This is a genomic window from Pseudomonas sp. P42, assembly GCF_017973755.1.
Classification (GTDB): domain Bacteria; phylum Pseudomonadota; class Gammaproteobacteria; order Pseudomonadales; family Pseudomonadaceae; genus Aquipseudomonas; species Aquipseudomonas iridis.
Genome location: NZ_JACOPU010000009.1, coordinates 267,697 through 290,339 on the forward strand (window position 1 = coordinate 267,697; position 22,643 = coordinate 290,339).

At 58.3% G+C, this 22,643-nt stretch carries 25 protein-coding genes, 3 pseudogenes and 1 riboswitch; of the genes and pseudogenes, 11 read left to right on the forward strand and 17 right to left on the reverse strand.

The features are described from left to right. Positions 1–161: 161 nt before the first annotated feature. Both H8B20_RS26730 and H8B20_RS26735 read left to right on the forward strand, forming a co-directional pair. Complete coding sequence (locus H8B20_RS26730) at positions 162–947, forward strand: AraC family transcriptional regulator (RefSeq protein ID WP_210625092.1); 786 nt, start codon at positions 162–164, stop codon at positions 945–947. Between the two features lie 35 nt (positions 948–982). Next, a complete protein-coding gene (locus H8B20_RS26735) occupies positions 983–1,270 on the forward strand; it encodes a hypothetical protein (RefSeq protein ID WP_210625093.1) in 288 nt (95 codons plus the stop codon). A 118-nt stretch (positions 1,271–1,388) separates the two neighbouring features. Here H8B20_RS26735 and H8B20_RS26740 read toward each other — a convergent pair whose 3' ends face one another. The 5 genes from H8B20_RS26740 to H8B20_RS26760 form a co-directional block, all read right to left on the reverse strand. Further along, on the reverse strand, positions 1,389–2,933 hold the full coding sequence (locus H8B20_RS26740) for a methyltransferase regulatory domain-containing protein (protein WP_210625094.1): 1,545 nt from the start codon (positions 2,931–2,933) through the stop codon (positions 1,389–1,391). A 236-nt stretch (positions 2,934–3,169) separates the two neighbouring features. Then, positions 3,170–5,551 carry a DUF3772 domain-containing protein gene (locus tag H8B20_RS26745; RefSeq protein ID WP_210625095.1) on the reverse strand — a complete coding sequence of 794 codons (2,382 nt, stop codon included), beginning with the start codon at positions 5,549–5,551 and terminating at the stop codon, positions 3,170–3,172. Positions 5,552–5,623: 72 nt separating this feature from the next. After that, positions 5,624–6,082 (reverse strand): metallophosphoesterase family protein, encoded by a 459-nt coding sequence (locus H8B20_RS26750; protein ID WP_210625096.1) that lies wholly within the window; start codon positions 6,080–6,082, stop codon positions 5,624–5,626. A gap of 257 nt (positions 6,083–6,339) precedes the next feature. Beyond that, positions 6,340–7,104: a hypothetical protein gene (locus tag H8B20_RS26755; protein ID WP_210625097.1), complete on the reverse strand. Its 765-nt coding sequence runs from the start codon at positions 7,102–7,104 to the stop codon at positions 6,340–6,342. A 258-nt stretch (positions 7,105–7,362) separates the two neighbouring features. Beyond that, the gene (locus H8B20_RS26760; protein ID WP_210625098.1) at positions 7,363–8,256 is read right to left on the reverse strand and encodes a LysR family transcriptional regulator; all 894 of its coding nucleotides are present in this window, start codon (positions 8,254–8,256) and stop codon (positions 7,363–7,365) included. Positions 8,257–8,383: 127 nt separating this feature from the next. Between H8B20_RS26760 and H8B20_RS26765 the strand changes: the two genes are divergently transcribed. The 5 genes and pseudogenes from H8B20_RS26765 to H8B20_RS26785 form a co-directional block, all read left to right on the forward strand. Beyond that, entirely contained in the window at positions 8,384–9,571 is a 1,188-nt protein-coding gene (locus tag H8B20_RS26765) for an MFS transporter (RefSeq protein ID WP_210625099.1), read from the forward strand. Positions 9,572–9,598: 27 nt separating this feature from the next. Then, positions 9,599–10,048: a cyclophilin-like fold protein gene (locus H8B20_RS26770; RefSeq protein ID WP_210625100.1), complete on the forward strand. Its 450-nt coding sequence runs from the start codon at positions 9,599–9,601 to the stop codon at positions 10,046–10,048. A 25-nt stretch (positions 10,049–10,073) separates the two neighbouring features. After that, positions 10,074–11,102, forward strand: coding sequence for an alpha/beta hydrolase (locus H8B20_RS26775; RefSeq protein ID WP_210625101.1), 1,029 nt, complete (start codon positions 10,074–10,076; stop codon positions 11,100–11,102). Positions 11,103–11,275: 173 nt separating this feature from the next. Beyond that, positions 11,276–11,422 (forward strand): annotated as a pseudogene (locus H8B20_RS26780) (TetR/AcrR family transcriptional regulator); the annotation flags it as partial. A gap of 54 nt (positions 11,423–11,476) precedes the next feature. Further along, positions 11,477–11,587: pseudogene (locus H8B20_RS26785) on the forward strand (zinc-binding dehydrogenase); the annotation flags it as partial. Positions 11,588–11,611: 24 nt separating this feature from the next. Here H8B20_RS26785 and H8B20_RS26790 read toward each other — a convergent pair. The 7 genes from H8B20_RS26790 to H8B20_RS26820 all read right to left on the reverse strand — a co-directional run bounded on the left by H8B20_RS26790 (position 11,612) and on the right by H8B20_RS26820 (position 15,006). Then, on the reverse strand, positions 11,612–11,770 hold the full coding sequence (locus tag H8B20_RS26790) for a DUF2986 domain-containing protein (RefSeq protein ID WP_115146881.1): 159 nt from the start codon (positions 11,768–11,770) through the stop codon (positions 11,612–11,614). Between the two features lie 273 nt (positions 11,771–12,043). Continuing rightward, positions 12,044–12,472, reverse strand: coding sequence for a hypothetical protein (locus H8B20_RS26795; protein WP_228732769.1), 429 nt, complete (start codon positions 12,470–12,472; stop codon positions 12,044–12,046). Beyond that, positions 12,469–12,954, reverse strand: a complete 486-nt coding sequence (locus tag H8B20_RS26800; protein ID WP_210625102.1) for a GNAT family N-acetyltransferase — start codon at positions 12,952–12,954, stop codon at positions 12,469–12,471. Before H8B20_RS26800 ends, H8B20_RS26795 begins: the two co-directional genes overlap by 4 nt. A 67-nt stretch (positions 12,955–13,021) precedes the next feature. Continuing rightward, positions 13,022–13,453, reverse strand: coding sequence for a bleomycin resistance protein (locus H8B20_RS26805; protein ID WP_042558856.1), 432 nt, complete (start codon positions 13,451–13,453; stop codon positions 13,022–13,024). Positions 13,454–13,495: 42 nt separating this feature from the next. Next, positions 13,496–13,720: a barstar family protein gene (locus H8B20_RS26810; RefSeq protein ID WP_414704624.1), complete on the reverse strand. Its 225-nt coding sequence runs from the start codon at positions 13,718–13,720 to the stop codon at positions 13,496–13,498. Beyond that, positions 13,717–14,283, reverse strand: a complete 567-nt coding sequence (locus tag H8B20_RS26815; RefSeq protein WP_210625103.1) for a P-loop NTPase family protein — start codon at positions 14,281–14,283, stop codon at positions 13,717–13,719. Before H8B20_RS26815 ends, H8B20_RS26810 begins: the two co-directional genes overlap by 4 nt. 345 nt (positions 14,284–14,628) lie before the next feature. Next, the gene (locus H8B20_RS26820; RefSeq protein ID WP_210625104.1) at positions 14,629–15,006 is read right to left on the reverse strand and encodes a low affinity iron permease family protein; all 378 of its coding nucleotides are present in this window, start codon (positions 15,004–15,006) and stop codon (positions 14,629–14,631) included. 45 nt (positions 15,007–15,051) lie between these two features. On the opposite strand from H8B20_RS26820, the pseudogene H8B20_RS27985 reads away from it, so the two are divergent. Next, positions 15,052–15,193, forward strand: a pseudogene (locus tag H8B20_RS27985) (DNA methylase); the annotation flags it as partial. Here the strand turns inward: H8B20_RS27985 and H8B20_RS26825 are convergent. The 5 genes from H8B20_RS26825 to H8B20_RS26845 all read right to left on the reverse strand — a co-directional run bounded on the left by H8B20_RS26825 (position 15,190) and on the right by H8B20_RS26845 (position 19,916). Further along, a complete protein-coding gene (locus tag H8B20_RS26825) occupies positions 15,190–15,405 on the reverse strand; it encodes a PLDc N-terminal domain-containing protein (protein ID WP_042558859.1) in 216 nt (71 codons plus the stop codon). The pseudogene H8B20_RS27985 and the gene H8B20_RS26825 sit on opposite strands and share 4 nt — an antisense overlap. Positions 15,406–15,453: 48 nt before the next feature. Continuing rightward, entirely contained in the window at positions 15,454–16,380 is a 927-nt protein-coding gene (locus H8B20_RS26830) for an ABC transporter substrate-binding protein (RefSeq protein ID WP_210625105.1), read from the reverse strand. Continuing rightward, entirely contained in the window at positions 16,377–16,736 is a 360-nt protein-coding gene (locus H8B20_RS26835; protein ID WP_042558861.1) for a (2Fe-2S) ferredoxin domain-containing protein, read from the reverse strand. The genes H8B20_RS26830 and H8B20_RS26835 overlap by 4 nt, the downstream gene beginning before the upstream one ends. After that, positions 16,736–18,673 carry a TonB-dependent receptor plug domain-containing protein gene (locus H8B20_RS26840; protein WP_210625106.1) on the reverse strand — a complete coding sequence of 646 codons (1,938 nt, stop codon included), beginning with the start codon at positions 18,671–18,673 and terminating at the stop codon, positions 16,736–16,738. Before H8B20_RS26840 ends, H8B20_RS26835 begins: the two co-directional genes overlap by 1 nt. A 94-nt stretch (positions 18,674–18,767) precedes the next feature. Further along, positions 18,768–18,973, reverse strand: a riboswitch (cobalamin riboswitch). A gap of 52 nt (positions 18,974–19,025) precedes the next feature. Further along, on the reverse strand, positions 19,026–19,916 hold the full coding sequence (locus H8B20_RS26845) for a LysR family transcriptional regulator (protein WP_047300822.1): 891 nt from the start codon (positions 19,914–19,916) through the stop codon (positions 19,026–19,028). 110 nt (positions 19,917–20,026) lie between these two features. Between H8B20_RS26845 and H8B20_RS26850 the strand changes: the two genes are divergently transcribed. The 3 genes from H8B20_RS26850 to H8B20_RS26860 are packed head-to-tail and all read left to right on the forward strand — an operon-like array spanning position 20,027 to position 22,613. Beyond that, the gene (locus tag H8B20_RS26850) at positions 20,027–21,034 is read left to right on the forward strand and encodes a zinc-binding alcohol dehydrogenase family protein (protein WP_042558864.1); all 1,008 of its coding nucleotides are present in this window, start codon (positions 20,027–20,029) and stop codon (positions 21,032–21,034) included. A 56-nt stretch (positions 21,035–21,090) separates the two neighbouring features. Then, a complete protein-coding gene (locus H8B20_RS26855) occupies positions 21,091–22,275 on the forward strand; it encodes an L-dopachrome tautomerase-related protein (RefSeq protein WP_210625107.1) in 1,185 nt (394 codons plus the stop codon). Between the two features lie 29 nt (positions 22,276–22,304). After that, positions 22,305–22,613 (forward strand): putative quinol monooxygenase, encoded by a 309-nt coding sequence (locus tag H8B20_RS26860; protein WP_042562039.1) that lies wholly within the window; start codon positions 22,305–22,307, stop codon positions 22,611–22,613. Positions 22,614–22,643: the final 30 nt, after the last annotated feature.

The following is a 22,643-nucleotide window of genomic DNA, read 5'->3' on the forward strand; positions in this document are numbered from 1 at the left end:
TGAACTCATCGGCATTGGCGCGATTGATGTTTTGCGGTGCGATTGATGACGAAATCGGCACAGTTGCGTGGATGCACGGCGTCACTCGACACGGCGCAGACGTTGCTGCAATCTGCAGGCGGCTGCCCCACGGCCGACCTGCGAACAGGGAGAAACCTTCGATGTACAACGCGCTTTCAATCCTGTGCCAGGAGGGTCAAGGCAATCGCCCGCAAACGCTGGAAGCGCTCCTGGCCGGCGCGGCGCCGCTGTTGCCGATGCTCGACCTGATTCCCAATGCGGCGATTTTCATCAAGGATGTAAAGGCCCGGTATGTGCTGGCCAACCGCACGCTGGTGCAGCGTTGTGGCTTGAAGGATCTGCGGCCAATGCTGGGGAAAACCAGCGCGCAGGTCTTCCCGGCGCAACTGGGGCCGGGCTATACGGAACAGGATCGCAAAGTGCTGGAGCAGGGCTTCGTGCTGGAGGATCAGCTCGAGCTGCATCTGTACGGCAGCCGCGAACCGGGTTGGTGCCTGACCCACAAACACCCGTTGTACAACGGTGATGGTGCGATCATCGGGCTGGCCGGGATCTCGGTCGATTTGCAGTCGGCCACTGAAACGCATCCGGCATTCCAGCGACTTGCCGCGGTCGACGAGCACATCCGCAAGCACTTCAATCGGCGCGTCACGCTGGGCGAACTCACTCGCATTGCGGGCATTTCAGTGGCGCAACTGGAGCGCTACTGCAAACGGGTATTCCACCTGACGCCACGACAGATGATCCAGAAAGTACGGCTGGAACATGCGCATCGGCTGTTGCACAACGACCTGCCGATCACCGAGGTTGCACTGCAATGTGGCTACACCGATCACAGCGCCTTTACCCGCCAGTTCAAGGCTTCGACCGGTTTCACCCCGCGCCAGTATCGCCAGGCCACGAACATCCCGGTGCACCTAGACTGAATGAGTCAAAACCCTCTTGCTACAGGAGCGAAGCGATGATCGGAACACATTGGCACCGATGCTCGCAGTGGCTCTTGCCAGCGCTCGTCGTTTTCAGCCTGACGCTGAGCGCCGGCTGCTCGAACCGCAAACACTATCCGCCCTCCGGCGTAGGCGACAGTTGCTACGCCAAGGCGTTGCCGACGGTGGGCGAGGGCGGTCTGGCCTGGGGCTCAAGCCTGAACATGGCGCGGCAGAAATCCATGAACAACTGTATTCGTTATGCCGGTCGCTCAGGCGGCACGCCGAATACTTGTCAGGTGGTGTTGGCCAAGTGCAAATGATTTGAGCTGCGAAGGTGCTAATGCGGTTGCCGCGAACGAAACCGAACCTTTAGTGACAAAAAAACCGGCCTCTTCAGCCGGTTTTTTCATGAGCGATACTTCTGCGCGCGTGTGCCTGTCAGACGATGTTCAACGCTCTGAGAATCACCAGTTTGTTACTGGCAAATACTTGGGCACTCAGCGTCAGCTCAGCGATGTTCTCTTCGGCGCTCGCCAGCGGCGCGCCGTCCCTGACGAGGACTTCGCCTTGTTCGCCGAGGATGGCCCACGCCAGTTGTGCCCATTCGGCGGGGTGTTCCTGGCCATGCTTGATCGCTATCAGGAACAGCTGTTCGAAACGACTGACGGTGATGCCGCCGCCGGTCACCGGGCTGGCCAACACTTGGATCTTGTCGTTCAGCAGAGAGCGTTTGCACAGTTCCAGATTCAGGTCGTTGCAACGCGCCTGCACGCCTTTCTCTGCAGCTTCGCTCTGGCACGGTGCCACGGCACTCATGCCGATCAACACGTTAAGCGCCTGCAGCACATCGTCAGATGCCAGCGAGGACGCGGCGGCTGACAACTGGCGCAAGGTTTTCGGTGCATAGTCGTTGGCTGCCAGCGCTTCAAGTACCGGGGCGTAAATCTCCGTCTGTAGCGAGGCTTCACCCGCAGGGCCGCGAACGTGGACAGGTACGCTCTCTGGCGCTTGCAGCAGGATGAAGCGGGTATTGAACAATGCCTGGCGCTGCTCTGCGGTGGACAGCCGGGTGGCGCCGCGCACGTAGAGGTCACGTCGGAAACTCTGATTGACGAAATAGTCACGCGCCTGTTCGCGCATGATCGGATGCTCGATCCCTTCCAGGAAATCCATGCCCTCGGGCCTGAGGTTGAGCGGGTCGACCGAATCCAGCGGCACAGCGGTGGTGACGTAGTCGAGTTTGGCGGGGGCCATGGCGTCGACCACGTCAGTGAAATACATGCAATCCCAGCTGCGATTGAAGTATTCATGGGCGATGTACTGGCGATTCTGCCCCTTGATGCTCTGAAGTTTGGCATCCAGGTTCGGCACTGAGCTGGCGTAGTTGGGATTAGCGGCCAACAGCGCTTCAGAGAATTGCAGAGCGGCGTCAATACGCTGATCCGGGCCGGCAGACGCCGACTTGGTGAAGCGATCATGCAGGCTGAACAGGTTGCGCAGTGGCGCTGCGGGCGACCAGCCGGGGAAGCAGTTGTAACTGACGTACAGCATTCCACCCGGTTTCAGATGGCGACGGGCAAACTCGACGATCAGTTGCTGGTTGTCGCGACTGACCCAGGTCCAGATGCCATGCAGGCTGATGCTGTCGAATTGCGGCAAGTCATTGCGGGCCAGTAGTTGCGCGAAGCTGTCGTCATACAGCCGGGCATCGCTGTTCCAATCGCTGGCGAGCGTACTGGCAAAGGCGGCCTGGGACGGTGTGAAGTCTGTACCCACATAGGAACCGGGGTTGGCGGCGGCATGGATATTGATCGATACGCCTTGGCCGAAGCCCAGTTCGCAATGAAAGCTTTCGCTCGATTCCAGGCTGGCAAAGCCGCGCAGCAACAAGCAATAACGCTGGAAGACAGGATTGATTTCCCGGCTATAGCTGTAGGTGTAGCCTTCGTCGGTGAAATACCCTTCGTTCCAGGTGTCGCTCATGTTCGTGTCCTAATATTTCGTTACGGAAAGGCTGGTTTTATAAGGGCTGGTGATTACGGGCCACAAGGACAAAATGCGAGTGAGTATTTCTATTCGTGTCCGCATGGTGGCGAGGATTCATCCCCCGATGGACTGCGGAGCAGGCCCCAGCCGCTAAATGCCCTCACCGCGAGCAGGCTCACTCCTACAGTGATCGGCGTCTGGCGCAGATTCTTTAAATATCCGGGAATCTGTGATCAAGCACTCGACGCCGGCTTCGCCAGCGCAATCCCTGCCGCGCCCAACCGCTTGAGCACCTCGAACAGCAAATCACTCTTGGTCACCCCGACAATCCTCGGGCTGCCGACATACCCCGTCACCGTCAACGTAATCCCGTCCGGCGACAAATGGCTGAAGCGCACAAACGGCGCCGGCTTGTCGAGGATGTTTTCGTTCTCGCAGTAGGTGTTGAGGAGAAGCTCTTTGACCTCCTCGGGATCGATATCCAGCGGGAACATCAACTCCAGCGACGCCACGCCCTGGGCACTGCCGCCGAGGGTGACGTTGCGCAGGTTCTGCGAGATCAGTTGCGAGTTGGGCACGATCACGATCGAGCGGTCGCTGAGCTGGATTTCCGTGGCGCGCACATTGATCCGGCGGATGTCGCCCTCGACGCCGCTGATGCTGATCAGATCGCCGACCTTCACCGGGCGCTCGGTGAGCAGAATCAGGCCCGAGACGAAGTTCTTCACAATCTCCTGCAAACCGAAACCGATGCCCACCGACAGTGCGCTGACGATCCACGCCAGATTGGTCCACTGCACGCCGAGCGACGACAGTGTCAGCAGGATCACCAACGCGTAACCGATATTGGAAAACAGCGTGCTCAGCGACGCGCACATGCCTGGGTCCATGTCGGTCTTGGGCAGGAACTCGTTGTCCAGCCAGCGGCGCAGGGCGCGGATCAACCAGATGCCGATCAGCAGCGCCAACACCGCGTTGAGCAGATGAGCGGGAACAATGTTCAGCTTGCGCAACCCGGCGCCGCCGAGGATCGCCAGGATGTTGCTTGTCAACTGCCCGAGCGTGGTGCCGATGCCGCCGACAAACAGCGTGATCACCGCGCACAGCAACAGCACGGCGCGGCTGATGCCGGATATCAGGATGGCGATCTGATCCAGCCGCCGATCACCAATCCCGAACAGATGCTCAAGCGCCTTGCCGCTTGAATACCTGGGCGAAAACGCGAACTCGCAACCGTCCTTGACCACCTGAATCAACAGGTAGAACCCAGCAAGCACGATGTACGCCCACACCAGTTCATACGTGACGAAGCGGGCCAGCGACACGTAACCGGTCAGCAGCGCGACCGTCGAAACAACCATTGAAATGCTGGCGACGGTGAAAATCACTCCGGCGAAGGTGCTGCTCGTCTGCGGGTCATGAGCCGCAGCCAAGGCCTTGCGCACTTTGCCAACACGCAACAGCATCGTCACGATGATCGCCATGACCACCATGGCGACCACGCCACGGCCGGCCAGCACAATCTTGCTGCTCATTGCCGTCGCATTGCTGACCTGCACCAGCGTCACCAACACCAGCAATGTGCAGGACAAGATGCGCGGATAGGGCTTGAGGGCTAGCGCCACTTCATCGGCAATCGCTGGCAAACGCCACGACGGATGCTCCGTCGCCAACAGCGCGCGGCTCAAACCTGTGATCAGCACACAGGCATAGACGACTTTCTCGAACTCTTCGGAGAACGTTGTCAGCATTGGCGTCAACGGCGCTTGCCGAGTCAGGGCATAGAACAGCAAATGCAAGGCGAGGGTGGTGGTGACGATGGTCGCCAGCGCGGATGCAAACGCCAGCGCACTGCGCCGCAAGCGCCCCTCCGGCATGCGGTGAATACACACCCACGTCAGCCCTCGCTCGGCCAGCCGCCGTCCGAGCGTCCACACCAGCCATGCGATCAGCATGAGCACCAGCGTGAAAAAGTACTCACCCGGCGCCCATACCGTCGCCCAGGTTTTGCGGATCTGGTCGGAGAAATAATTGAAACGCTGGGCATCACTCTCTGAAGGATTGACCAGCGGCGCCCAGAAATCCGGATTCAGCACACTCAGGGTGCGCAGCGTCAATTCGCTCTCAAGCAGCGTACGGCGGATACCGGCGATCTGCGTGATCAAATCCGCCGCACTCTGTTTCAACGCCGCCAGACTCTTCAGCGTGCCATCGATCTTGTTTTTCTGCTCCGTCAGCGCCGCCCGCTGCGCGACGATATCTGCCTGCTCCGCCGCCGCCTCGACATCCGGTGCCGCGCCCAACACCCCCAACTGCACCGCCAACTGTGCCTGCTGCGGCAACAACGACGTCGTTAGCCGATCAACATCCAGCATAAAAGCCTGAACCCGATCCTGCGGCCCTTCGAGCTGATTGAAATTGTTCGCCGACGAGATCTGCTGCTTGAGCGCATCGAGACGTTGTTGCAGCGCTTGCAGATCACTTTGATTAATCGCCGGCAACGGCGCCGCAGCCGTCGCGGAAGGCGCCGGCAGATCCGCAGCCCACAGCGAAAGACTGTCGGGAACGAGCAGCATGAAAGCGACCAGAAACAACGACTTCATGGTGTTACGCATGGGTAGGACGGGCTCGAAGGGAACACACAGTCTATGAGGTTAGGTGATCGAGCCGGATGAAGCGGAAAAGTTTCAGGGCAGGAGGTGGATCAGCTGCGGTTCCAGTGCGTCTGCACGCACCTCGAGCAGGGCCAGCGTCACGGGGAGTTTGAAACGACGGCGACCGGCGCTGCCAGGGTTCAGGTAGAGGCGGTTGTCGCGCCATTCGATTAAAGGCTTGTGGGAATGGCCGGTAATGATGAGCCGGGTATGGGAGGCGAGGCGGGCAGGGACGTCGGCGATGTCGTGAATCAACAGGGTTTGCCAGCCGTTGAGGTCGAGGCTGAGGTGGTCGGGGATGTTGGCAGCCCAAGGGAGGTCGAGGTCGTTGTTGCCGCGCACGGCGTGGACGGGGGCTATTTGGGATAGATGATCGAGGATTTCGGGACTGCCGATGTCGCCAGCGTGGAGGATGAGGTCGCAGCCTTGGATGGCGGTGAGGGCTTCGGGACGGAGGAGGCCGTGGGTGTCGGAGATGATGGCGATTTTCATGGGGGGAGATTAGCAGGGAATGGGTGGGTGGTTTCGGCCAGAAGCGGACTGAGGAGCCGTAAATAAATCTGTCCCCTTTTCGTTGGGTTGCGAAGCGACCCCAAAAGAAAGAATGCGTCGAGTCAGGCACTCTTCGACTGCTGGTTTTGGGGCTGCTTCGCAACCCAACGCGGGACAAGCCCGCTCGCCACAGGTTACTTATTGCCTGTTCTACCTAAATACCTTGAAAAGGCTGCATTTACCCCGCAGCCAAAAAGCTAGGACAAATTAGCGACAGGGCTGACGCTACTGTCTCGTTCTGCGATGCTCAACACCACCGGTATCTGCTGCTCCACAGGTACCTCGGCGGTCTTCTCAAGAAGTTCACCCAAGTCGAAAACGGCCATTTCGACATAGCGTTTTATGCACATCCGCTCATAGGAAACGCTGCGAATACCGTCCAGTACCAGCCAGTTCAAGAACAGTGCGCCCATACCCAGCACCACGATCACCGAGCCCTTGCCCCATGTGAACAAAGGCGTGGCTTTAATAATTTCCGTGCACAACGCGATCATCAGGGCGATCAGAGAGGCGAAACTCAGGTTCTGGGATAAAGCAGGCCTGGCGGGTTTTCCGGTCAGGCCCGCATAAGCTGACAACTCGCGTAGTTTCTCTACCGTGTAGCCCTCCTTGCGCAATCCCTCCAGAAAGAAGGCATAACAAAGGGTGTTTTCCCGTTCCAGGCTCGGCTGCTGGTCAATCGCGTGATCTGCAAACTGCTGCGGGTAAACCATGCGCAATGCCTTAAGGCGCGTGACATAGAGCAGAAGAGCCCAAGGAGCCAGTGCCATGTAGGTGTAAGGAATTAGCGTTGGGTTCTTGATGCCGAACATTGCGAACACAAAAAGCAATGCGGTTGACCCTACAGCTGACCACATTGGCCACAACTTGCGAGCATTGTGGAGCTTGAATATGTGTTTATTGGGTTGTTTACGACTGAATTTATAAAGGGCCTCGAGTTGAGCCCATTCCTTGAGTTTCATGACCCATCCTTATTTTTAAAGTCGTGATAACCGAGCGGTACAACGTTGCCCGCAATTGCCACTGCTCACAACCCACGACCAAAAAAGACGATCGAAAGGCGACAGATTTATTTTCTATCACTGTCCGATTTTGGCCGAAAGCTTCCGGCCGTAAAACAATGAATAAGCAGATCGAATCAGTGGCGACAAGTGTGTCGGTCACCACTGATTATCAGCGGCTATCCGGCTATCTCAACCTTATCCAAAGCCCGCCCCCCACTAAACCCTTTCGCGCAGCGCATTCGCAACCAATGTAAATGCAGGCGAAGGTTGCCGGCGATTGGGGTAGTACAAGTAATATCCAGAAAATGGTAAGCACCAGTCTTCCAGAACCCGCACGAGCCGGCCTTCCTGCAGATGCGGTTCAAACTCCTCTTCGGGAAGGTAGGCAATGCCCAGCCCGGCCAAAGCGGCATAGACGATGTGGGTCGACGTGTTGAAAATGAGCTGGCCGTCTACGCGCACGTTCACTTGTTTGCCGCGCCGCTCGAAATCCCACACATAGAGCCCGCCAGATGTCTGCATACGCTGATTGATGCAGTTGTGGTTCATCAGGTCTCGTGGATTTTTCGGGCGCTCGTGCGCGGTGAAGTACGCTGGCGAGGCGACGACGGCCATGCGTAAGGGCGGCCCTATCGGAACGGCGACCATGTCTTTGTCGATGGTATCCCCAAGACGCACACCTGCATCAAAACGATCCGCCACGATGTCTCTGAACCCGTAATTGACGTCGAACTCGACATTGATATCAGGGTATTCGTGTAGCAATGCGGTGAGTTTTGGAAGGAGTGTTGTCCGCAAAACGTGATCGCCGCAGGTGATGCGTACCGTGCCGGCCGGCTTGTCGCGCAGATCCGTCAGGATATCCAGTTCCGTTTCGATTTCATCGAAGCGGTGGCCGATCGCCTGCAATAGCCTTTCGCCGGCTGCGGTCGGCGAAACGCTGCGTGTGGTTCGCGTCAACAACCTGATTTGCAGACGTGCTTCCAGACCGCTGATGGCCTGACTCAGGGCAGACTGCGTGACGCCCAGTACGCCTGCCGCGCGCGTAAAACTGCCTTCGCGCGCCACCGTTACGAACGACAGCAGATCGTTGAGATTTCTTCTGACCATTTTGTAAACGCCGTCACAGTCGATTGATTAGCTGAGCTTATAACCTTGTTAAGTATTCATTAGCTAGTCGCGCTCGCGTTCACTCGTCACCATTGTCGGCATGAATATGAATGCTAATGAGGCCCCAATGGTCGCTGTCTCCGCTCCCCAGAATGCGCCTGCTCATTGGAGCGGCGTCTTTGCAATGACGCTTTGTGTCTTTGCGCTGATCGCGTCGGAGTTCATGCCGGTCAGTCTGCTGACGCCGATGGCCGATGATCTTCAGGTGACGCAAGGGATGGTCGGGCAGGGCATTGCGATCTCCGGGGCATTTGCCGTGTTAAGCAGCCTGACCCTCTCCTGGATGGCCGGGACCCTTAATCGCAAGATTTTGCTGATGGCATTGGCAGGGTTGATGGCCGCTTCCGGCGCGATCGTCGCACTGGCCCCTAACTATCTGACTTACATGGTCGGTCGTGCCTTGATCGGTGTGGTCATTGGTGGTTTTTGGTCGATGTCCGCTGCGACCGCGATGCGACTGGTACCCGCCTCGCAGGTGCCCAAAGCCTTGGCCATCTTCAATGGCGGCAATGCGTTGGCTACCGTGATCGCCGCACCGCTGGGCAGCTATCTGGGCTCGATCATCGGTTGGCGCGGCGCGTTTTTTTGTCTGGTACCCGTAGCAACGATTGCCTTCATCTGGCTGTGGATCAGCCTGCCGACCATGAAGGTAGCGCCGCGCACGTCGGGAACGGGCAATGCCTTGAAGCTGTTGAAGAACCGATCTGTCGCAATCGGCATGGCCGGATGCGGCGCCTTTTTCATGGGTCAGTTCGCCCTGTTTACCTACCTGCGACCTTTCCTCGAAACGGTGACGCGTGTCGATGTATCCACACTGTCGCTGATCCTGTTGGTGATCGGAGTAGCAGGCTTTATCGGCACTCTGATCATCGGCCCGTTTTTACGGCGCGGTCTCTTCCGGACATTGATAGCCATACCGGTGCTGATGGCGTTGATTGCTTTTGCACTGATTCCGTTTGGCGCCTCGGTCGTAGTCGTTGCCGCACTGCTTGGCTTTTGGGGGTTGTTGGCCACCGCGGCGCCAGTCGGATGGTGGAGCTGGATCGCGCAGGCCTTACCCAACAATGCCGAGGCCGGGGGAGGCTTGATGGTGGCGGTGATTCAACTGGCCATCGCCCTGGGCTCAAACATCGGCGGGCTGCTTTTCGATCATGGCGGCTATCAGAGCACTTTCGTGTTTAGCGCAGGCGTGCTGCTGCTTGCCGCATTCGTGACGTTAATGACATCACGGTCCCCAATATCGCAATCCGCTTGAGACATTCAACTTTACGGGAGATGGGCAATGAGAGCACTTCGCTGGCTTGGTTTGCTGTCTGCAATGCTCGTGCTGGGCGGTTACGTCGCTGTAGGTGATGCCGCGTCGGCGTCTTTAAAACCGGAGAAATCTCGCATGTGGATGACCGTCGGGGAACAACGCTTCGCTATCACTTTGGCTGACAACGCCGCCGCTGGCGCGTTTGCCAGGCTACTGCCGTTAACAATCGAGATGAGTGATCTCAACGGCAATGAGAAGCACGCCAGCCTTCCAGAAACTTTACCTGCCAACGCGAGCAAACCAGGAACAATCCACAGCGGTGATTTGATGTTGTATGGCGCGGATACGCTGGTGGTTTTTTATTCAACGTTTAACTCAACGTACGCCTACACCCGGGTCGGGCGTGTGGATGACATCGCTGACTTGGCTCAGGCGCTAGGGCGAGGGGATGTGCGCGTGATGTTCTCTAAAGACTGATCAATCCGAATCAACAGGGATTCCAATGAAAAAATTCATTGTTCTATTAACGCTTCTTGTCAGTTCACTCTCAGCAACAGGAGCCGATATGTCCAACGGCGCAGATAATTTTTACACCAGCGAAAAAGTGACGGTGCAGAAGGTCACCTTCAAAAACCAATATCAAATGAATGTGGTGGGGAATCTGTTTATCCCGAAAAACCTCGACGCAAAATCGAAGAGCCCGGCGATTGTTATCGGCCACCCGATGGGCGCGGTCAAGGAGCAGAGCGCTAACCTCTATGCCACGAAAATGGCCGAGAAGGGCTTCGTGACCCTGTCACTGGATCTGTCGTTCTGGGGTGAAAGCGAGGGGCGTACGCGCAATGCTGTTTCGCCGGACATCTACGCCGAAGACTTCAGTGCGGCAGTGGACTTTCTCGGTGCACAGACTTTCGTCAACAAGGAACGCATTGGCGCAATCGGCATCTGTGGCAGCGGCAGTTTCGTCATCAGCGCGGCCAAGATCGACCCGCGCATGAAAGCCATCGCAACGGTCAGCATGTATGACATGGGCGCAGCCAATCGCAATGGTTTGAAGCACTCGCAAACGCTTGAGCAACGCAAGGCGATGATCGCGCAAGCGGCACAGCAGCGTGATGTCGAGTTCGCTGGGGGTAAAACCGCTTACACCAGCGGCACGGTACATCAACTGGATGAAAACACTCATCCCATTCAACGCGAGTTCTATGACTTCTACCGCACACCTCGCGGCGAGTACACACCGTCCAGTTCCTCTAAAGAGTTGACGACGCACCCGACTCTGACGAGCAACATCAAGTTCATGAACTTCTACCCGTTTAATGATATCGAGACGATTTCTCCGCGCCCGATGTTGTTCATTGCCGGCGCTGATGCGCACTCAAGGGAGTTCAGCGAGGAGGCCTACAAGCTCGCCGGACAACCCAAGGAGCTGGTTATCATCCCGGGCGCTGGCCATGTAGACCTCTATGATCGTGTCAATCTGATTCCTTTCGACAAGTTGGCTACCTTCTTTCAGAACAATCTGAAGTAACCAACACGCAGGGATTGCCTGCCGCGAAAGCCTCAAAATCTTGAGGCATTCGCGAGAGTTCGAGTGACATTCTTTTCAGTACGCCTATTGAATGGTGACTTTGCCTTTCGATCTGCGAGGCTGTTCAATACCACGTCGAAATCGCGCAGATCGTGTGCAAAATCCAGGGATCACGCGATGGGCGCTCCACGGGTTGCACCCTGGCGGCGTTATGCGGTGATGCGGCGCGTCAGTCGGGCGATTTGAAGTCGGCCTTCGCTGAAGGCATCGAGCGTACGTTGCAGACGCTGGGCGAAAAATACCCGACAGCGCCGTCGGCGCGCCCGCCAACATGAGCGACGAAGAAGCGGCAACGCTGCCGATTGCCGCGCTCAAACGAACACAAGATCCGCCCGGTTATCGATCAGGTATATCCGTTCGAGCAAGCCCGCCAAGCGTACGAGCATCTTGCGAAAGGGGCGTTCGGCAAGGTGGTGATCAAGATCGATTGGGGCCGTTGGGGCTATGCCTCAGCTATCAGTCGAAACGACTGGCTCGGCGACAGTTTCCTCAGCCATCTTCAGGCGGTCAGCCTTGCTGATGTACTTTTCCTTTTTCGGGGCCAGTTTCGCGCTGGCCTTTTTGGCTTTTTCCCTGAACAACTGCTTCAGTTTTTTCTGACGGTTCATGTTGACGACTCGGTTTGTCTGTTGGATATCGGCGATTGAAGGGCTTCTCGAGCGCATTGGCCAGAGAGTCGCATAAGGAAGCGTCGCTGTCTCTGGCCCAAAAGGGCAGGCATCCTGACGCATGGCCGGGGTGCAGGCAACATCAATTGCTCACATCGCAATAAAGTCCCGAACAGCTTGATCGTCGGGGGCCGCGCTTCTTCCATTAACCAATGCCCTCACCCGGAACCGAGTGAGCGTAGACGCGATTTGCCATCTGCATTTGCGGGGTGATCAATACGGCCGGTTACGCGCGCAGTCGGGCGGGAGATCACCAATCTGGATCAGACCGACCATTACGGTGGGGTGGCCTCTGGAGCCCCAGGACACTGGCGCGCCATGCGCCGTCAGGTCGTAGGTCTCGCTCTCACCGAGCAATTGCCCGTCACGATTATCGTATAAGCGGAAAAACGCCGGGCTCTCCCATCGAACGAACCAGGACAGATCTTGCGGATCGTCCGGGTGGAACTGAGGATGAAAGGAGTTTGGCAACACCCAATAAGGCCTGAATGCCTGGACCCGGACGCAGCCATCGGGGCTGATATCAGCGTCACCGTAAGGGATGGCCAGCGCCTTTTCCCACCACTGGGACGCCGCCCACAGTCCCATGTAAAACACCACTAAACCGAGGACGATCATCACGAGTCGGCGTTGCCTGCTCATACCAGACGCATGCCCATTTCAACTGCGCGGTTCTCGAAACCGAACTCGGCATACATGCGCGCCGCACGTTCATTGAACGGCCAGACTGTCAGGCGCAAATCCTGTGCGTCATGTTCAATCGCCCAATCCCTGACGAGTTGCATCAGCGCCCGACCAATGCCTTTTCCGGAAAACCGCTCGGCGACACACACCGAGCCGATGCGCACAACCTTTTGCGGCTGCATCAGCGGTGGCGAACTGGCTGACAGGCTGGCCGTAATGAATGCGGCGGCCTGATCGCCGACGTGCGCGATAAAAGCTACTTGATCCGGCTTCTCGAAAATGCCCGACCAATGTGGCAGGTCGCGTGAGAAGTCTTCGGTGGCGGCAGCATAAATATCGGGACGGGCAGCGTAGTGTACGGCGTTGAGCAACTGGCCCAACTCGCACATGGTCAGTGCGTCTTCAGCGGTTGCGATGCGGTAGGTGATGGTGTCGTCCATGGTGAGTCACGTTCCTTGAGTTTTGAAGGGCGCGCAGGAGTACGCGAGACGGAGTAATGATGAGCTTTCAGGCTGAACTGATTCGCCGTTCACCCAGGCGCTCTACCAGCCTTACCAGATAACCATCCGGATCCTGAACGATGAATTCGCGTTGACCCACTTCTACCGTATCAGCCCGATACCAGGTGTCCCGGCATTCCCGGTAAAGTGCAAAGCCTGCTTCGCCAAGTTTGCGGATGACGGGCCCCACAGCCTCGACATCAATCTGCAGGTTGATGCCTCTGCCAAATGGCTTGCTCAGCGCAGCGGTCAGCCATTGACGAGCGTTCGGATCAATCTGCTCCAGCATGACTTGAGCGCCGTTCAGATCCAGATAAGCGAAGCCATCTTCCGCACGCTGATAAGCAATGCTGAAACCAAGGCATGACACCCAGAAAGCCAAGCTGTTATCCAGGTGGGTAACCATGAGCTCGGGAACCAGTTTGTTGCGTTCAAACATGAGATGACTTCCTTTTCGAGCTGTAGCCCATGAATTGAATCTTCAGTCGAACGCTACAGCGGGCGCTGATTCTGGATACTCGCTCGCCATGTGTGCCAGACATTTTTTCAGCAGTGCCGCCTCGCTGGGCAGGCGCCCGGAAAAAGCATCCCAGTTGCAGCCGTACCAGTCGGGGAATCCGAGGGCTTCTTTCAACATGCCATGGAGTGCCTGGCTACTTTGCACTTCACTTAGATCAATACTCACAAGCTCAAGTCGCGACATCATTCAGCCTCGCCAGTAACGATATCGCTGTCGATCCTGTGACCAGGTGCTGATTTGTTCAGACCCGCCAAAAACACCGAAATCTGCCGCGTCCCACTCAGGTGAATAACCGGAATCTGCGGTGCTATCGCCATTCGTCTGGCCTCGCTGGCTGGGCGATTGACTCGGTCAAAGTGCCAGACATATTTCAGAAGGACCAGAAAGGCTTTATCCATTCGTTCGGTGCATCCTGCCGGAAGATCCGGGCGTGGCCGGTTCATTGCGCTGCGCGTGATAACCCGTCGCAGGCAGGTCAGGCGCGGTGTTTCGAGCCAGATAATCAGGTCTGCACGGGGCAGGCGCAGATCGAAGGTGCGTCGGGAATAGTTGCCCTCGCATACCCAGGCATCACCGGCGATGGCTTGTCGTACCCGCTCACGGAAAGCCTCGTCATCCGGTTCGACCCAACCGGGTTCCCAGAACAGCGGATCAAGGTGAACAACGGGCACGTCCAGACGCTGGCCGATTTCCCGGGCCAAGGTGGACTTTCCACTGCCGGAGTTGCCCAGAATGACGATGCGTTGCATATGCAAATCCCTTGCGGCAAAAGTCGGCAATTCTAAGCCACCAAGACCTGGGGCAGGCCATCGACCGCAAAAAAAAGCCCGGCAAAATGCCGGGCCCGGAACAGCTTCAGAGCATTACGCAGCCATACTGCCGGCCGCCATGTCTTTCTTGTGGCTCGCCTTCATGGCTTCCATTTGCGCGCCGGGTTCATCGAGTTTGGCTTGGCCCAGGCGCGCATTAGCTGTGCCAACTCGTGACGCTACCCTTGACCGCGCTGGATCAATGGTCTGCGAGGAATATGGGGAAAAGCCTTCTGCACCCTGCATGAACAACGTCGGGCAAGCATTGCAGATCACCGCTTGTGTTTACTGTGCAGTCGACTCGACGTCGATCTCATCGGCTTCACCGAGCGATCTGTAGTGCTTGCGCAATTTTCGCAGTTCACGTGTGCCCATTTTGTCCAGCCCCAACGTGGCGTTTTGCGCGTCCTTGGTGGCGCGAATCAGTTCGTCGATCTTCAGGTGCAAGATATCGTTGTCGCGGTTTTGCGTGTTCTGAATCAGGAACACCATCAGAAACGTGATGATCGTGGTCGAGGTGTTGATGATCAGTTGCCAGGTGTCGTTGTAATGAAAGACCGGGCCGGTGAGCGCCCAGATGATGATCAGAACAATGGCGGCGATAAAGGTTTTTGAGCTGCCGGCCCAATTGGACAGGGCCTGGCAGAAAGACGCGAATTTCATATTTGTGCAAGCTCTTGAGATAGGTAAGGCGTAGGCCTTGGCCATTTTGCGGGGAAGGTCTGCCGTATCGTGGCAGCCAGTGCCGACGCGCCAGGCGTTCGAGAAACGCCTGGCGCAATTTGGCGGGATCGGTCCCAAGACCGTCGAGATTTTCAGGCGTGAAGCAGGGCCGGTACTTTTTGATTAACGGCCAGGACGCGCGGCCGTGCTCGGGCTGATGTGTTTAGGACCCGCGATTGCCCAAGCGATCAGCCCGAACAACGGCACAAACACGATCAACACAATCCAGACTCCCTTGTTGTTCGATTTCCCCTCACTCTTGCGCACCCGATTGATGGCCCACAGTTCTATCAATAGAAGAACTGCCGCCAGTACGATCCACACGGTTTCGATATGCATTGGCTACCTCCTGATGGTCTTTCTTAGGTGGCCTGAGGTTCGGCGGGTTCATTTATTTTTCTGCAGTGCCTTGAGTTGCTGCGCCAGGTGAAGTGCGACACGGCCGCTGCCCACCGTCGGCAGCAGGTGAGTGAAGGGGATGTCGATCTGGCGGTGCTCACGCACGGCGCGCAAGCGCGATAACACCGGATCATTCTCCAGCAGCTGACGTTTGCGCCAGGCCGGCGACCACTCGGCATCGGCCAGCAAGATGACGTCGGGATCGCTGATCAGCAGGGTCTCGCGATCTATCGTCACGCGATACTGGTTGATGTCGGCGAATAGATTGCGCCCCCCGGCAGCAGCGAGCAGGGTGGTCACGAAACCGCGTCCGCCCTCTGAATCCAGACCGTTGACCTCGCTGTCCAGATAGAACACCGACAGCGGCTTTTCGCTGCCGATCAGTGCGCGGGCGCGTGCCAGATCGGCATCCATGGCGGCGCTCAGTTGCTGCGCTTTTGGCTGTTTTTGCAGCAGCGCACCGAGGGTCAGCAGGTCATTGCGCACATGCCCGAAATAATCCAGCGAATGCCCCGCACAGGCCGACTCCAGTAAATAGGAAGCGACGGCGTTGCGCGCCAGACCCGAGCGTGAAGTGACGCCGTCGCCGAACGCCGTGGCAAAGCCGCCGACCACCAGATCCGGTTTCTGCGCGTACAGCACTTCGCTGGACGGGTAGCGCGGCGCGATCACCGGAACGCCTGCGTACTCGGTCTTTCGATCCCCGGCATGGGTGTCGTCCAGATAGGCGACGCCAACCAGACTCGGCCCTGCATCCAGGGCGATCAGCAGATCAGCCGCGTGTTGATTGAGTGCGACGATACGCGATGGCGGCAATTGTGCAGCGCTCCAGGTTTCGCCGCAGTTTCGATAATTGTCAGCGAGGGCCGGTGCTGTGCAGACCAGGGCCGTCAGGCATAACCCAAGTGTTCTCATGAGCGCTCCTTTATCAGCAAATCCTCTACCACCTCACCACCGACCAGGTGCACCTCGACCAGCCGTTGCACGTCGGCGTCGCTGTGCGCGCCATACCAGCAGGTCTCGGGATACACCGTCAGAATCGGCCCCAGATTGCACGGGAACTGACAATGCGTGCGCGTCAGTAACACGCCGCCCGGGGTTTCGATGCGGTCGTGCGCCAGCAGATGCCGGCGCAGGGTTTTCCATAACTGCAAGGCGCCGCGCTGGGTGCAGCGCGGGCCGGTGCAGAGGAACACGTGGCGCGCATGTTCGGGAACGTGCGACCAGTCCGGGTGCGTGTCGACGCCGTCGACCGTTTTGAATTCAGCCATCAGAAGCGGTACGTGTAGCGTACTTCTGAGGTGAACGGCCGTCCGAGGTTGTCGACGTTGCTGGCACGGCTGGTGACGTAATCGCGGTCGAACAGGTTCTCTACCAGAAGACTGACGCGGTGTTGACGGGCATTGTCGAGGTAGCGATAAGCGTCGGCATCGATCACTGAATAGTGACCGTACTCGACCTGTTTCGAGCTGGTCACATCGCGGATATAGCGGATCGCACCGCCGGCACCCCACAGACGGTTTTCCGACTCGAAGCCTATGCGCGAACGGGCGAAGAAACTCGGGATGTCATTGATGGTCGCGCCGCTGCGCGATTCGGTGAGGTTGCGGGTCATGTCCGCTTGCAGGCTCCATTGCGCGTTGAGCGCCAGTTTCGCGTCGGCCTCGAAACCGCGCATGCGCACCTGGCCCTCGCCGTTGACCCAGCGACTATCGTCGAGGGTGATCAGGTCGTCGATTCTGCGTTTGAACACGGTGATGCTGGCGCTGAACGCGCGATCAAGCAGCAGCCCCTTGTAGTCGAGGCCCAGTTCGGCGTTGCGGCTTTTTTCCGGTTTGAGGTTGCGGTTGCCGATCTCGTCGCCCGGTTCGTTGACGAACAATTGCTCGGCGTTCGGCAGTTTGTAGGCGCTGCCGTACTGACCGCGCACGGTCCAGTTGTCGTTGAGATCGTAGAGCGAAGTGAGCATGCCGACCGTGGCGCTGTCGCCGCCACCCATGGCTTCGTGGCGAACGCCGATGCTCGGGTGCCAGTCGGGCAGGGCGTCGACTCGCGGACGCAACTGGGTGTAGATCGCGTGGGCTTCAGCCTTGTCGTTGTCGATGATCAGGACATCGTCCTGGCCCTTGAACCACTGGTTGTCGGTGCCAAACACCAGCACATGACCGTCGGACGATTCAGCCTTGCCTTCGGCCTGTATGCCCCAATCGGTGAAGCCCCAGTAGTCGTTGTGGTTGATGACTCTGTTGGCGCCGCCCTCGACGTTGTTGATGCGTGTGTAGCGCGTGTCCCAATCGTTGACATGGCCTTTGACGAAGTAGCTCAGACGCTCATTGAGGTTTTGCTCGAAGGTCGCTGTGGCGATCTGTTGCACGCGGTCGTTGGTGGTTTTGTGGTTGCCGACCGGACGGGCGAAATCGAGGTTGGCGTCGGCGTATTGGTAGAACAGTTCCAGCCGCGAGTCGTCGCCGAACGACTGAATCGCCTTGCCACCGAACGTGGTGACTTCATAGGCGCGTTTTTTCTCGGTGACGTTTTTCATGTCGCGGTTGCGAAACGGCTGGTAGCCGTCGGAGACGTTGTGGCTGACATACGCCAGCAAGCCCAGATCGCCGAAACCGTTGCTGAAGATGTTCTCGACCCGGGCATCGCCGGTGGTGCCGCCGAAGGTATCGAGGCCCATGTTCACCTCGCCCGAGGCCTTTCGACGCTGTGGCGAGCGAGTGACGATGTTGATCACCCCCGACACCGCTTGCGTGCCGAACAACAGACTCTGCCCACCCTTGAGCACTTCGATGCGTTCGATGGCGTTCGCCGGCAAGGTGTCCAGATACAAGCCACCGTACAAGCGGTTGTTCAGGCGCACGCCGTCGAGCAGGATCAGCGTATCGTCGTTGCGCCCGCCCAGCAGGGAATAAGTGCCGTAGTCGAACGGGCCGTTTTTCGGGGCGACATAGAGGCCGGGAATGAACATCTGCATGACGCGGCTGACATCCGCTCCGGGGCCGGCGCGCTCGATCTGTTCGCGGCTGACGATGTCCACTTTGCTGCCGTAATGCGCCATGTCGGCGACGGTCGTGGACTCCACCGACGGTGCGGAAATGATTTGCTGATTGAGTTCCAGAGGCGCTTCGTCGGCCAGCAGCAGCGGACTGAACAGGCAACCGAATAGCAGGGATGGAGCAGAGGAGTTGAAAGGTCGAATCATTGTCTTCTCGAAAAGGATCTTCGCAGAAGAGCATGCAGGAGAAGGCATCGCGCACACGCCGACACCGGCCCATGCCCGCCCACCGCAGGATTTTGCCAAACAGAAATTTCGGGCCGGTCTCCGGGCTCGCGCGTATCGATGCTTTCACCTTCCCATGGCCGTCTGGCCACAGTGGTGTGTCGAAAGCATCACGCGCATACCGTTGCGGGGGCAGCACCGGACTTGTTCAAAAAGAACGTACCGGTTTCCCGTTTCACCCCATGCACGGCGGCATGGGACACCTGAAACTGGACGGCATCTGAACACTCGAAAGACCGTTCGTCAACGCCGCAGCCATTATCGGACGCTCAGTTCAGCCCGGCTGCAGGGCGGCAAACTGGTTGCTCAACCACGCATACAGTTGCGATACCGCGGGGGAAATTTGTTTGCGATGCGGGCACACCAGACTCAACGGCGAGGCTTCTCCGGGAAAGTCCGGCAGCAGCACAAGCAGACGTCCTGCGCTCACGTCAGCGCTGACATCCAGCCAGGATTTGTTGGCGATACCTTCACCGTCCAGTGCCCAGCGCCGAACCACATCGGCGTCGTCGCTGAACAGCGGGCCAGAGACTTGAATCGTCTGACCGGCCAGGCTCCATTTATCGAAGACCCGACCATTCTGCAGGTAGAGCAGGCATGGATGATTCAACAAGTCCTCCGGCGTTTCTGGCTGCCCGTGGCGTTGCACGTAGTCCTTCGATGCGACCAGCACCCGTTTATTCCAAGGCGCGAGTGGCAGAGCCACGTAGTTGGCGTCTTCGTTGGTACCGTATCGAATGGCGACGTCGACCGGGTCGCGAAACAGGTCGGCCATCTGGTCCGACAGCACAAAGCGCAGGGTCAGTTCCGGATGCTGACGACGGAACATCGTTAGCCATGGCAGCAGAATATTGCGCCCCAGATCAGACGGCGCAGTGACTTGCAGCACGCCGCGCAGCGTGGCGTTTTCACCCCTCAGGTTGTCCTCGCCTTGTTTCAGGGTTTCGAGCACGGCGTGGGCGGTGGGCAGGTATTGCTCACCTTCGGCAGTCAAACGCAGGCTGCGGGTGGTTCGCGCGAACAGGCGCACATCCAGTTCGCGCTCCAGCCGTTTGATGGCGGCGGCGACCTGGCCGGGCAACAAATCGGCCTCCAGCGCCGCGGCGGTAAAGCTGCCCAGCGCTGCGCTTCGGGTGAACAGGGCGAGATCATCGATGCGGATCATTTTCTCTTCTGCAGTGAAAGTGTTGGCGCATTCTGCAGGTTTTTCTTTCTCCGTGGGAAGCCGAAGATGGTGGCAAGTGAATGCTTCAACCCTTCAGACAGCGAGCCCCCATGAAAGCCATCACCTTTGTACACCACGCCCTGCCCATTGAAGATCCGCAATCCTTGCAAGACATCGAGATGGCTGCGCCAGTGCCCGGTCCGCGTGATCTGCTGGTCGAGGTACGGGCTGTTTCAGTCAACCCGGTCGACACCAAGGTGCGCGCCGGTACTTTCACAAAAGAACCGAAAATTCTCGGTTGGGATGCGGCCGGCATCGTCCGCGAAGTCGGTTCGCAAGTGACTCTGTTTCAACCGGGCGACGAAGTGTTTTACGCCGGCTCGATTATTCGCAGCGGTAGCTACAGCGAATTGCATTTGGTCGATGAGCGGATTGTCGGGCACAAGCCACGTTCGTTGAGTGCTGCCGAGGCGGCGGCATTGCCGCTAACGTCGATCACAGCGTGGGAATTATTGTTCGACCGTCTCGGTGTCGCCGAGGCCAGCGGGGAGGGCAAATGCCTGTTGATTACCGGCGCGGCGGGTGGCGTCGGTTCGATGCTGGTGCAACTGGCTCGGCAGTTGACCCGACTCACGGTGATTGGCACCGCCTCGCGCCCGGAGACCGCTGATTGGGTGAAGCAGTTGGGCGCCCATCACGTCATCGATCACAGCCAGCCACTGCTCGCTCAGTTGCAGGCACTCGGTATTGCCGAGGTCGATTACGTCGCCAGCCTGACCCACACCGAACAGCACTTTTTACAGCTGATCGAAGTGCTGCGACCGCAGGGTCGGCTAGCGGTGATTGATGATCCCGAGAGCCTTGATGTCATGCCGCTCAAGCGCAAGTCGTTGTCGCTGCATTGGGAGTTGATGTTCACTCGTTCGTTGTACGAAACGGAGGACATGATCGAGCAGCACCACCTGCTTGACCGGGTCTCGGACCTGATTGATCTGGGGGTTTTGCAGACCACCGTCGGCGAGCACTTCGGTGCGATCAACGCCGCAAACATGCGCCGCGCTCATGCAGTGGTCGAGAGTGGCAAGGCTCGGGGCAAGATCGTTCTCGAAGGCTTCTGATAACCGTCACTTGAACCGTCATACGGGCGCCATAAAGGGCCCGTCAGGAGCACTTTATGCGTATGAAAACCCTTCCCGCCGTTATCGCCTTGTTATCGGCTGCCGCGTTTGGTGCGCCGTTCGCCCACGCCATCAACGCTGTCGCCTTGCCGGCGGATGCACCCGCCGATCGATCCTTCGGCAAGCTTGAACAAGTGCATGCGTTCTACGATGCGATGCCCACCGGTGTGACCGTCAGCGAGACCGGGCGGATCTTCGTCAATTTTCCGCGCTGGGGCGACAACGTGCCGTTCACCTTGGGCGAGATCCGCGACGGCAAAGTGGTGGCCTATCCGAACGCCGCGATCAACAAGGAAAACCCCAACGACCCAAGCGACGGGTTAATCAGTGTGCAAAGCGTGGTGGCTGATGGTCAGGGGCGTGTCTGGCTGCTCGACACCGCAGCGCCGGGCTTCGCCGACCCCAAGCCGCGAGGAGCGAAACTGGTTGCGATAGACCTTGCCAGCAACAAAGTCGTCAAGCGGCTGGTGTTCCCGGACAACGTGATGTTGCCCAGCACGTATGTCAACGACATGCGTTTCGACTTTCGCAACGGCACCGAGGGCACCGTGTACCTCACCGACTCCTCGCTGCGAGGCCCGGGCGCAATCATTGTCATGGACATCGCCAGTGGGCGTGCCATGCGTCGTTTGAGCGGCGTGCCGGCAACGTCGGTTGATCCGGCTTTCGTCCCGGTCGTTGAAGGTTTGCCAGTGATGGTCGAAGGCGCCGACGGCAAACCCAAACCACTGGGTGTGGCGTCGGACGGTATTGCCCTGTCAGCCGATGGCCAGACGCTGTATTTCACGCCTCTGTCCAGTCGACACCTGTATGCCGTGTCCACTGCGCTGCTGCGCGATGCCAGCGTCAGCGAGCAACAACTGGCTGCCGCCGTGCAGGATCTGGGCGAGAAAGGGGCCTCCGATGGCATGGAGGCTGACGCCGACGGCGCCGTCTATGCCGGGGACTACGAACACAACTCGATCCGCAAGCGGCTGCCGGATGGCCAATGGCAGACGCTGGTGCACGACCCACGATTGCTCTGGCCTGACACGTTGTCGATCGGCCCCGACGGCTATCTGTATTTCATCGCCAACCAATTGCACCGCCAGGCGGCGTTTCGCGGCGGGCAGGATCAACGACAGAAACCCTACAGCCTGCTGCGTCTGAAAATCGACGCGGCGCCTGCGCCTACGCGGTAATACCTGTTTTATCTTTCGGAGAACTGATGATGAATGCGTCCACAGAAGTATTGGTTTCGATTGCCGTACTCAAGGCCAAAAAGGGTCAGGAACAGGCCTTGAAAGAAGGGCTTCTGGCACTGGTCGAACCGACCCGGGCAGAGCCGGGCAATCTCGATTATGTGTTGTTTGAACTGCGCGATGAGCGCGGTACGTTCTACATGCGCGAGGCGTTCAAGGATCAAGCGGCACTGGATGCGCACTTCGCCATGCCGTATTTCCAGCGTTTCGCCGCTACGGCGGATGACCTGCTTGAGGAGCCCTTGCAACTGATCTTTCTTGAACAGGTATCGAGCTGACGGCATCGCGCAATTGTTGAGTGGCTTGCG